Annotated in this window: 8 protein-coding genes; 7 read left to right on the forward strand and 1 reads right to left on the reverse strand. The window is 69.9% G+C overall.

Annotated elements, in window-relative coordinates; all coding sequences use genetic code 11:
- From ACZ61C_RS31690 to ACZ61C_RS31720, 7 genes are all read left to right on the forward strand, one after another.
- A complete protein-coding gene (locus ACZ61C_RS31690) occupies positions 1 to 243 on the forward strand; it encodes a hypothetical protein (protein WP_465311530.1) in 243 nt (80 codons plus the stop codon).
- A 35-nt stretch (positions 244 to 278) separates the two neighbouring features.
- Positions 279 to 425: a GGIII-like transmembrane region-containing protein gene (locus ACZ61C_RS31695; protein ID WP_465311531.1), complete on the forward strand. Its 147-nt coding sequence runs from the start codon at positions 279 to 281 to the stop codon at positions 423 to 425.
- Positions 426 to 430: 5 nt separating this feature from the next.
- On the forward strand, positions 431 to 1,600 hold the full coding sequence (locus ACZ61C_RS31700; protein WP_465311532.1) for a sensor histidine kinase: 1,170 nt from the start codon (positions 431 to 433) through the stop codon (positions 1,598 to 1,600).
- Positions 1,597 to 2,265, forward strand: coding sequence for a response regulator (locus ACZ61C_RS31705; protein ID WP_465311533.1), 669 nt, complete (start codon positions 1,597 to 1,599; stop codon positions 2,263 to 2,265). Before ACZ61C_RS31700 ends, ACZ61C_RS31705 begins: the two co-directional genes overlap by 4 nt.
- Before the next feature lie 189 nt (positions 2,266 to 2,454).
- The gene (locus ACZ61C_RS31710; RefSeq protein WP_465311534.1) at positions 2,455 to 3,177 is read left to right on the forward strand and encodes a PIG-L deacetylase family protein; all 723 of its coding nucleotides are present in this window, start codon (positions 2,455 to 2,457) and stop codon (positions 3,175 to 3,177) included.
- Between the two features lie 49 nt (positions 3,178 to 3,226).
- Entirely contained in the window at positions 3,227 to 4,474 is a 1,248-nt protein-coding gene (locus ACZ61C_RS31715; RefSeq protein WP_465311535.1) for a nucleotide sugar dehydrogenase, read from the forward strand.
- Positions 4,475 to 5,624: 1,150 nt separating this feature from the next.
- Positions 5,625 to 8,354 (forward strand): helix-turn-helix transcriptional regulator, encoded by a 2,730-nt coding sequence (locus ACZ61C_RS31720; RefSeq protein WP_465311536.1) that lies wholly within the window; start codon positions 5,625 to 5,627, stop codon positions 8,352 to 8,354.
- A gap of 1,080 nt (positions 8,355 to 9,434) precedes the next feature.
- Here ACZ61C_RS31720 and ACZ61C_RS31725 read toward each other — a convergent pair.
- On the reverse strand, positions 9,435 to 10,661 hold the full coding sequence (locus ACZ61C_RS31725) for an HNH endonuclease signature motif containing protein (RefSeq protein ID WP_465311537.1): 1,227 nt from the start codon (positions 10,659 to 10,661) through the stop codon (positions 9,435 to 9,437).
- Positions 10,662 to 10,673 lie beyond the last annotated feature (12 nt).

A 10,673-nucleotide genomic window follows, 5' to 3' on the forward strand; every position in this document is an offset into this window, starting at 1 on the left:
ATGCTTCTCCGTTTCGCCATGATCGGCGGCGGAATCATCCTGCTCCTGCTGCTCATCGGCGTTGTCGTGTTCGCGCTGAAGAAGACCGGCCGGTTCGACCAGGCGAAGTCGATGGTGGAGCCGGTCGTGCGCAACAAGCTGAGCAAGAGCCAGGGGTACAAGGGCGCGCTCGGCACCAAGGCACTCGACTACCTGAGCGAGCGCGAAAAGCAGGGCAACGTCAAGCACAAGGAAATCGACTGACCCAGCCGTCGAACGGCTGACGGGGAGGAACCACCATGGACACCACCACCGTCCTCGCGGACACCAGCATGAGCGACGTCATGGACCTCATGTTCGAGCGGTACCTGATCATCGGCGGCGTCGCGTTGCTCGCGATCCTGCTCCTGGGCGTCATCGTCCTGATGTTCAAGAAGAAGAGCTAAGGACCATGCAGGGCTCCGGCGACGAGGACACCGAACTGGGGCTGGCCGAACGGGTCGCGCCGGGGTGGCTCGTCGTCCAGGTCATCAGCACGCTGCTGCTGCTCGGCGCGTTGCTGACGGCGCGGGCGTCCCCGCTGGTGTGGACGGTCTGCGGCGTCAGTTTCCTGTGCTGGCTGCTTTTCGCGCTGTCCGACCGGACGTGGCCGCGGACCTCGACCGCCGCGCTCGCCCTGTGCTCGTTCCTGCCCACGCTGGTGGTCGGGTGGAGCACGGACGGCACGGCGATGCTGATGGCCGGCGTCCCGCTCGGGGTGTTCGCCGCGCTGGCCGGGGTCAGCGCGAACCTCATCATCGCCTTCGCCGGCTTCGAAGTCGGCGTGGTCGTGGCCGGCTGCGCGCTCGCCCACCAGTCGTGGGTGACGATGCTCGGCTACGCGATCGTGATGCTGATTTCGACGCTGTTCGGGCTGAACCGGCGGCAGTACCAGGTCCAGGCGCACCAGGCGGAACTGCTGCTCGAGCAGACGCGCCTGATGCACGACGAACACGCCAAAGCCGCGGCGCTGCAAGAGCGCACACGCATCGCGAGGGAGATCCACGACGTGCTGGCACATTCGCTCGGCGCCTTGAGTGTGCAGCTGGATCTCGCCGAAGGACTGCTGAGCGTCAAAGGCGACCGCGAGGCCGCGCTGGAACGGCTGCGCCGGTCCCGGCGCCTGGCGAACGAAGGCCTGAACGAAGCCCGGCGCGCCGTCGCGGCGTTGCGGCACAACTCGCCGCCGTTGCCCGCCTCGCTGCGGGAGCTGGCCGCCGAGCACGAAGCCGACCACGGTGTGCCGGTGACCTTCGAGACCACCGGCACCGCGCGGCCCATCCGGCCCGAGACCGCGATCTCCTTGCTGCGCGCGGGACGCGAGGCGCTGACCAACGCGGCGAAGCACGCGCCGGGCGCGCCCATCGGGATGGTGCTGGACTTCTCCGACGAGAAGGTCACGCTGCGGGTGCACAACGAACCCGTGCGGGTGCCGGTCCAGCCGTCGGCCGAGACGCAGTCGTCGGGCTACGGCCTCGTGGGCATGGGCGAACGGCTGGCGCTGGTCAGCGGTTCGCTCGTCGCCCGGCCGGCGGACCCGGCCCGCGGCGGCTGGCTGGTCACGGCCGAGGTGCCGGAATGAGCGACCCGGCGATCCGCGTGATCGTCGCGGACGACCAGCAGATCATGCGGGAAGGCCTCGTCGCGTTGCTCGACCTGATGGACGGCATCGAGGTCATCGGCAACGTCGGCAACGGCGAAGAAGCGCTGCGCGTGATCGCCGAAGACCCGCCCGACGCGGTCCTGATGGACCTGCGCATGCCGGTGCTCGACGGCATCGAGACCACCCGGCGCATCGCCGCCGAGCACCCGGGCATCGCGGTGCTCGTGCTCACCACCTACGTCGACGACGAGTCGATCGCCGCCGCGCTGCACGCCGGGGCGCGGGGCTACGTGACCAAGGACGCCGGCCGGGAGCAGATCGCGGCCGCGTTGCGCGCCGCCGCCGCGGGCCAGATCACCTTCGACGCCGCGGTGTCGCAACGGCTGGTCGCGGCGTTCAACCACTCCGGGACCACGACGGTGACCGCACCGCCGACGCGGACGGGTATTCCCGGGTTGACCACCCGGGAGTCCGAAGTGCTCTCGCACATCGCCCGCGGCTTGAGCAACGCCGAGATCGCCACCGCCATGCTGATCGGTGAAGCGACCGTGAAAACGCACGCCAACAATGTTTTCATGAAAATCGGCGTCCGCAACCGCAGCGAGGCGGTACGGTACGTCTACCAGCACGGACTCGGGGACTAGCACCCCCTATTCCACCCGTCCCGAGTCAGGGGCCGGCTAGGGGTCGTCGAATCCCGGCAGGGGTTGTCCGGTAATCGCAGCGCTGACTAGCCTTTCGTTCGTTCCCGGAATTCCGGGAAATCGCACCGCCCGCGTCCCGAGCTCATTTCCGGGAAATCCGGCGGGCCGACGACGAAAGAGCCGGCGCTGATGACCAACGAGAGTTCACGACACCCGTTCGGGCTGTCGACGGGCGACCAGGTGCTCGTCGTCGCCCCGCACCCGGACGACGAGACGATCGGCCCCGGCGGCACGGCCGCCCGGCTGGCCGCCGCCGGCATCGGCGTGCACGTGCTGTGCGTGACCGTGCGGGCCGCGAAGATGTGGGGCTCGCACAGCGATCCGAACACCCGGCTCGCCGAGTTCGAAACCGCCTGCAAGGCACTGGGCACCACGACCCAGACGATCGCCTGGGTCGACGAGACCGGCGACCTCGACATCACCACGAAGCAGCGTGACCTGGTCAACCTCATCGAGAAGCACGAGGAGTGCTCACTCTCGGCGGTGCGGCCGGAGGCACTGATCATCCCCGCGGCCGGCGGGTACCACCAGGACCACCAGGCGGTGTTCCGCGCCGCTTTCGCCGCCGCCCGGATCCAGGGCCCCGGCCTCAAGCCGACGCCGAAGATGGTGCTCGGCTACCGCGGGGTCGAAGACCGCTGGTCCGCCGACTCGGAGCCGTGGTGGGTTCACATCGACACCTCCGCGCACTGGGCCGACAAAGAAGAAGCGCTGCGCGCCTACGGCACCCAGATGCGGCCGGGAAACCAGCCCCGGTCCCTGAACCACGTCCGGACCATCGACGCCGCCACCGGCGGGTCGCACTGCTGGGAATACGGCGAATCGTTCGTGCCGTACCGGATGTCCTGGTAATCCGCCCGCCCGCCGAAACAAAACCAACTGAGAATCCGAGGATATCGCCATGGCTGACACCGATCGGCATATCGTAATTCTGGGGATCGGGTACACCGGTCTCCCCTTGGCCGTCGCGCAGGCGCGCCTCGGCCGTCAGGTTGTCGGTTTCGACATCAGCGCCGAGCGCGTCGAAGCCGTCAACGCGCTGCGGTCGCCGGTCGACACGGTGCTCGACAGCGACCTGGCCGAGGTGGCCGGGAACCTCAGCGCCACGCTCGACCCGTCCGTGCTCGCCGAGGCCGACGTCGTCGTCGTGTGCGCCCCGACCCCGGTCCGCGAGGATGACCAGCCCGACCTGGTGCCGCTGGAGTCCGCGGTCGCCACCGTGCGGGACCACCTGAAGCCGGGCCAGCTGGTGATCGTGGAGTCCACGACCTACCCGGGCACCACCGACGCGCTGCTGCTGCCCATCCTGGAGGAGTCGGGCCTGCTGGCCGGCGTCGACTTCGACCTCGCTTACTCGCCCGAGCGGATCGACCCGGGCAACGCCAAGTTCGACCTGAGCAACACCCCCCGGCTCGTCGGCGGCCTGACCGACGCCTCGCGCGACCGCGCGGCGGACTTCTACCGGGGTGTCACCCTCGTGCACCTGACCAAGGGCATGCGCGAGGCGGAGGCGGCCAAGATCCTGGAGAACACGTTCCGCCAGGTGAACATCGCACTGGTGAACGAGTTCGCGCAGCTGTGCCACAGCATGGAGCTCGACGTCTGGGACACGATCCGCGCGGCGGCCACGAAGCCCTACGGCTTCAAGGTGTTCTGGCCGGGCCCGGGGGTCGGCGGCCACTGCATCCCGGCCGACCCGCTGTACCTGGTGCACCACGCCACCACGCTCGGGCTGCGGTTCAAGATGGCGGAGACGGCGAACGACGTGAACAAGGGCATGCCGCTGTGGGTGGCCGACCGCGTCTGCAAGCACCTCGAGGACAACTCCATCGCTGTCGACGGGGCGAAGGTCCTGGTACTGGGGGTCACCTACAAGCCGGACGTCGCCGACACCCGGGAGACGCCGGCCGCTCCGATCATCCAGCAGTTCCTGGACCGCGGCGCCGACGTGGCGTTCCACGACCCGTACATCGACGTCTTCGGCGGCCTGCAGTGCGTGCCGGAGCTGGACGCCGCGCTGGCCGCCGCCGACCTGGTCGTGCTGCTCCAGCCGCACCGCGAGTACACCGCCGAGGTGCTGGGCGGCGCGGCCCGGCTCTTCGACACGACCGGGGCCGCCACCGGCGTCACGACGGTGACCAGCCTGTAGTTCCCCTCCCGAGAGCCGCCTTGACAGCGTCCGACGCTGTCCAAGGCGGCTTTTCGCGTTCCCGGGTGCGTGTTTTCCGCCCCCTGGTTGTTCAACCGGCGGCGAAATTGTGGCCCCAGGACGATTGACGTCGTGGTACGCCGCCGCCGGCCACGCCCGTGTGAAGTTTCTGTCGGGCGGCAGGTAGACGTGTTCCCGATCAGTGGGCCGCGCCGAATTCCCGCACCCTTTCCCCGCTGTTCTCGTTTCCGGCTCCGGCCGTGACACCGCGGGGACAGTCGTCACCGAAAAGGCCGCCACTCCCCCTTCTCCCGGGGTGGAGAGCCAAAATCCACCGTCGCGCCCCACCGGTCGTTTTGCCCGGTTCAGGGGTGCCCGTGCGGGCCGACACCCCTACTCGACCCCTACTGCCGCGGTTCGGCCGGGGATCCGGGTCACCGGGATCAAGGTTGTCCGGGGTGGAGACCCCGGAAGGCGGCCGCGACGCGAGGTGGAGCCCAGTTCTAGTCCGATCGGGTGACGGCATCTCACTCCCGGTCAAGGTTCTGTCCCCGACCGTGACCTCCCGGAGTCGCTCCGACCTGGAGATCATCTCCAAAAACCGGCCTGAGCCGTGGTGGCCGCCGCGTCTCCCCCTTTGGTCGCAGACACTCTGGGTAGTGTTCGACAGATCCTTCGACCACGGAGCGCGTCAGTTTAGGCCGAACGAGTTAGACCCTCGATCGATTCCGACGGCGCGCCCGATTTACCCCATTCATCCGCCCTGCCCCGGTCATGCGTTTCGCATCCCTGCGTGACAGCGCTGCCACCAACGGTCAAAAATCGGGCCCAACTGACGCCCCGAAGCCACTTTTTCACTCGTTCGGGTGATTGAGGGGAGCGATCGGCTCGCTGGGAACAGCGAAAAACGAACGCTTTTCATCCTGGGTAAAGCCACCTCCGACGGTGATGGACCGAACACACCCCCGCCTCCACCTGCGCTGGTCAACCCGTGCCGAGGCGACTACGTTTGTTTTTGTCGAAGAGTTCTTCCTTGATGGTGAGATGCTCTTCGTCACAGCAAGTAACTGGGGATAGCAAGCTACGCCGAAGGTTGTCACTGGGGTGGTCACACACCTTCGGCGGGGAACATCACTGGGGTGATAGGCACATGGCTTTGGTGGAACGGGAAAAGGTACTAGACAGTCTGATCGAGCTCCTCGACGAAAGCCGTCGCGGCAACGGGGTCGTCGCGCTCCTGACCGGCGGCGTGGCCAGCGGCAAGACCAGCCTGCTGCGCCGGTTCTCCGAGCGGGCCGGCGACTCGGGGGCGCTCGTGCTGAGCGCCTGCGGCTCGTTCGCGGAAGAAGACGTGCACCTGGGGATGCTGGACCAGCTGTTCGGCAACCCGCTGCTCCCGCCCGAGACCGTCACGCAGGCCCACCGGATCATGGGCTCCGCGGCGGACGCGGACACGAACAACGGCCTGCGCTTCGACGCGCGGATCGCGCACGGCATCTGCGTGGCGCTGCTGGAGCTGTCCAAGGAGCGGCCGCTGGTGATCGTGGTCGACGACATGCAGTTCGCCGACCGGGCGTCGCTGCGCACGCTGCTCTACATCCAGCACCGCATCGGCGTCTCCCGCGTCCTGATGATCCTGGCCGAGAGCGCGAGTGCCCGGCCGGCGCGGTCGCGGCTGCACTCGGAGATCATCCGGCAGCCGCACGCGCGGCACCTGACCGTGCCGCCGCTGTCGGTCGGCGGGGTCGCGCAGGTGCTGGCGGAGCGGCTGGACGCGGCGGCGGCCGGCCGGCTGGCCGCGGCGTGCCACCGCCTCACCGGTGGCAACCCGCTGCTCACGCACGCACTGGCCGACGACTGCGAGTCGGCGGGCGCGGCGGACCCGACGATCGGCATCGCGTACGAGCACGCGGTGCTGAGCTGCCTGCACCGCAGCCCCGCGCACCTCGTGCGGACGGCCCGGGCGGTCGCGGTCCTCGACGGCCACGGCGATGAGGAGGACCTCGCGCAGGTCCTGCGGCTCGACCAGGCCAAGGTGGCCGCGGCGCTGGCCATGCTGGAGCACAGCGGCCTGATCGAGCACCACCGGTTCCGCCACGAGCGGGCCGCGAAGGCCATCCGGGCCGAGCTGCCCGAGGCGGACGCGCGGGCGTTGAACCTCGAGGTCGCCCGGCGGCTGCACCAGCAGGGCAAGCCCGACGCCGTCGTCGCGGACTACCTGCTGCGCGGCGGAGCGGCCGAGCCGTGGGCGCTGCCAGTGCTGTGGAACGCGGCGCAGGAAGCCCTGCGGGAGAACCGGGCCGAGGTCGCGGTGGCGTGCCTGACGCTGCCGAAGCAGGAGGTCATGGGCCCGCGCGAGGCGGCCGCGTTCACCGCCCGGCTGGTCCAGATCCAGAACCGGACCAACCCCGCGGCGGCGGCGATGCGGCTCGGCCCCCTCGGCGACTCGTTCGACCAGGGGCACCTGAGCACGCAGCACACGGCCGACTACGTCTACTCGCTGCTCTGGCACGGCCGGCTCGACCGCGCCGCGACGGTGCTGGGCCGGCCCGAGGCGGAGTGCTTCGCGGACAGCCAGTGGGTGCGGGTGTGGTACCCGGAGGTGGCGGGCGAACGCCGTCGCGACCGCGGCACGACCGCGTACGACGGCGCGTGCTCGGGCCAGGCGCTCACGCTCGCGCTGTCGTCGAAGTACCGCGACGAGGCACTGGCGGCGGCCGAGCAGGTGCTGGAGAGCTGCTGGCTGATCGAAGTCCCGCAGCTGGAGGAGGTCGTCGCGGCCCTGCAGGCGCTGCTCCTGGCCGGCGAGCCGCACCGCGCGGACCGCTGGTGCGAAGAGCTCCTGCGGATGAAGGCGGTGCAGACGTCCCCGACCCTGCGCGCGGTGATCACCGACGTGAAGGCGGGAGTCGCCCTGCGCCTCGGCGACCTGCACGCGGCGGAGCGGTGCGCACGGGAGGCGTTGACGATCCTCCCGGCCCAGAGCTGGGGCACGCTGATCGGCCTGCCGCTGGCGCACCTGGTGGACGCGCTGACCCGGATGGGCCGGTACGAAGAGGCGGCGGCCGAGCTCAAGCGGGACATCCCGCCGGGCCTGCGCCGCACGGCGTTCTGGCTCCAGTACCTGATGGCCCGCGGCAACCACTACCTGGCCACGGACCGCCTGCACGCGGCGCTCGAGGACTTCGCGACGGTCCGGACGTTGGCCGTCCGCTGGGAGATCGACCACCCGGAGCTGGTGCCGTGGCGCCTGAGCGCGGCCAAGGCGCACGCCCGCCTCGGCCACGCGGACCAGGCCCGCAAGCTCCTGCGCGACCAGCTCGAGCGGTGTGGCGACGAGCGCGTCCGTGCGCACGCGGTGTGCCTGCGCGCGCTGGCGGAGGTGAGCGAGTTCAAGGAGCGCCTCCCGATGCTCCGCAGGGCGGCCGAGCAGCTCCAGACGTGCGACGACCGGTACGAGCTGGCCCACGTGTTCGCGGCGCTCAGCGAGTGCGCGCAGATGTTGGGCGACTACAACCGGGCCCGCACGGCGCAGCGCCGAGCGGTCCAGCTGGCGAAGTCGTGCGGCGCGGACCCGTTGTGGCGGAGTTTGACGCCGGCCGGGGCGCCGGCGGTGACCGAGCAGGTGGCGGAGGAGCTGAGCCCGTCGACGTTGAGTGCGGCGGAGCAGCGGGTGGCTTCGCTGGCCTCGCTGGGGCACACGAACCGGGAGATCGGGCGGAAGCTGTACATCACTGTTTCGACCGTGGAGCAGCATTTGACCCGGGTGTACCGGAAGCTGAACATCAATCGGCGGACTGAGCTGCCGAGCGGGCATCGGTGGCTGTCGCATGCCGGGGACATGGAGCAGATGCCGCGGCACGAGGTGGCTTCCTGGTAGGTCGGTGTTGGCGGGGTCGCGGTTCTCGGTTTGTCGGGGGCCGCGGCTTCTGCCGCTCGGGTGCGGTCGCTTCCTGTGGCGGGTTTCCTGGGGCTGTGGCTTGCCTCGGACCGAGCAGGGGCAGGTTGCTTGCTTAGTGAGGGGTGAAGCGGCGGTTCCGTTGGGACCGCCGCTTTGCTGTCGACTCGCCACCCGCGACGCGGCTGGCGGGCCTGTGTGGAACGAGCCACGCGGTCCGGCCACGCCACACCTCGAGCGGCGCGAGGCAGCTTCCTGCTGCGAAGGGATGCGGCGGGTTCCTTGAGGGCTGCCGCTTTGCTATCGGCGGCCCCGGCTGGTGGGCGTGCGGAACAAACTCGCGTAATTCCGCCTACGCTGGGCCAGAACCGGGACGAGCGGCGCCGGGGTGGCTGCCCGTGGGTTCAGCTGCGAGCCGGTTCCGCAGGGAGCCGCGGCCAGGCACGCCATGACTGCGGGTCCGAGAGCTACCCGTGCCGGTGCTGGGATGTCGGTCGCATCCTGGGGTGCCCGGCTCTCCCGGCGCTGTAAGTGTGGGGCTGGCGCGCAGCCGCGCTGGCTGCGAGTCCGGCGACCACTCCCCGGCGGGGCAAGGGTTCCGGTTGCATCGCCGGCTCTCCTGCCACCGTAGGCATAACGGGTGCCGCACAGCCGCGCTGACTGCGGGTCCGGCGGCTACTCCACATCGGGGCAAGAGTTCCGGTTGCATCTTCGGCTCTCCCGCCACCGTCGGCATAGCGGCTGGCACGCAGCCGCGCTCGCTGCGGATCCGGCGGCCAATTCACGGCGGGGCAGGGTTCCGGTTGCATCTTCAGCTCTCCTGCCACCGTGGGCATCGCGGCTGGCGCGCAGCCGCGCTGGCTGCGGATCCGGCGGCTACTCCACATCGGGGCAAGGGTTCCGGTTGGATCGTGGGTGGCCCTTCCCAGCGCTGTGGCGCGGCGGTTGAGACGTGGCCGCGGGTCTGAGGGCTACCCCGCGTCGGGGCGGGTGGCCGGCGCGGTGGGGAGGCGGAAGTGGCCTCCTGCCGTCGTGGGGGGTTGGACCGTGGGTGTCCCCTGTTTACGCGGCGAAGGGTAGTGGTGGGTGCAGGTTGTTGCGCCTGGGTCTTCGGCTTGGGTCTAGGTACTGCGGTGGGATGAACTCCGGCCGGCCGTCTGGTGCCAGACGGACCTTCCAGCCCGAGCGATGCAGCAAGCGGTGGTGGTGGCCGCACAGGAGGACCGTGTTTGTCAGGTCCGTTGGGCCGCCTTCGGACCAGTGCTTTATGTGGTGGCCCTGGCAGTGGCGGGGCGGGCGGTGGCATCCCGGGAAAGCGCAGCCGCGGTCTCGGAGGTACAACGCCCGGCGCAAGCCCGCGGAGATCAGGCGGCGTAGGCGGCCCAGGCTCAGCGGCTCGTTCTTGCCGCCCAATACTGCTGGGATCACCATTGCGTCGCATGCGTGGACTCTTGCCTCCGCCGCCGTGATCTCCGCTGTGTCGCCTAAGGTTGCCTTGCCTGTAGCGGATTTCAGGTTCTCCAAGGACACCGCGACCATCACGTGCGCTCGCTCGCCTGCCTGGGTGGGCAGCGCCGGTGAGTTCAGGGCCAGGTCCACCGCGTCGGAGAATGCGTCGCCCAGTCGCTCGGCTGGGCTGCGGAGGTCGGGGCCGTCGTCGGAGGTGCGGCGCTCGGACAGGGAATCCAGCAGTGCGTTGGCTCGGGTGCCGGTCTCGTCGTCGAACCTGCCCTTGAGCTCCCACACTCCGGTTCTCTTGCGGCGCAACGTCAACTCGCGGTCGGGCGTGGATGGCTCGGTGACGTCCGGTTCCGGGCCGTCCGGTTCCAGGTGGGCGATGATGCGGTGGCCGGCCGCCGCGACCTGGGCCGGGCCGGCCTGGTCCGCCAGGTCCAGGAGCTGGTGCTCCGCCTGCTCGCGTTCCTCGGGCGGGATCTGGCGCAACGTCTCGGTGATCGCGTCGATTGTCGCGTCGCTCAGTTTGCCCGCGCGGGCTGCTTCGCCCGTCGCTGGGGCCAATGCCGGCTCAACCGTGCCGTCGAGGTGGTGTGACGGGTTCAGGACCTGCGCGCGCTTGACGAGTTTGTCCGCCGCGCGGCGGGGGATGTCGGCCCTGTGCTCGAGCCAGCGGGTCAGGGAACGGTATCCGTACAACTCCATGACACCGCGGTCCGCGATCTCCGTCAGCACCGCCCCGAGTTCCGCTTCCGTGGCGCGAATTCGGGACAGCAGCGAGCCGACGCGGTCGGCGAGGGCCTCCGCGTCGGCTTGCCACAGCTGTCTGTCCATGGCTTCGACGTT

The sequence above is a fragment of the Amycolatopsis sp. NPDC104587 genome (genome assembly GCF_055583645.1).